Below are 408 nucleotides of genomic sequence, written 5' to 3'. Positions count from 1 at the left end.
CAATGAATTTCACGCAAACGCCCGTCAACTATATCGTTGCCGATGCGGGCTACGGCAGTGAGCCAAACTATCAATTCGTTAAAGAGAAATTGGGTAAGATTCCCTTGATTCCTTACACCATGTATCTGAAAGAACAATCGAAGAAATATCGTACTGATCTGAGTAAAGTGATGAATTGGGAATATCATGTCAAAGACGATTACTACGTGGATAATCACCACATCCGCTTTTCATATTACGGCATGAGCCATCGAACTGATAAAAATGGGTTTACCCGCAACTTTAAAGTTTATCGGGCCGACGATTACGATGACCCCGAAGGTTACTATTGGTCGACCACCCGCATGGGTAACCAACGCAGAATCAACATTAACCCGAATTGGGAATCCCAAAAAGAATATATTCGTG

General features: G+C 42.4%; 1 pseudogene. It reads left to right on the top strand.

The features are described from left to right. Positions 1-408: pseudogene (locus LPKJCM_RS09340) on the top strand (IS5/IS1182 family transposase); the annotation flags it as partial.

This window comes from Lentilactobacillus parakefiri (assembly GCF_002157585.1).
Lineage (GTDB): Bacteria > Bacillota > Bacilli > Lactobacillales > Lactobacillaceae > Lentilactobacillus > Lentilactobacillus parakefiri.
Note: the sequence above shows the minus strand (reverse complement) of the source record. Positions and strands in the feature narration are given on the sequence as shown.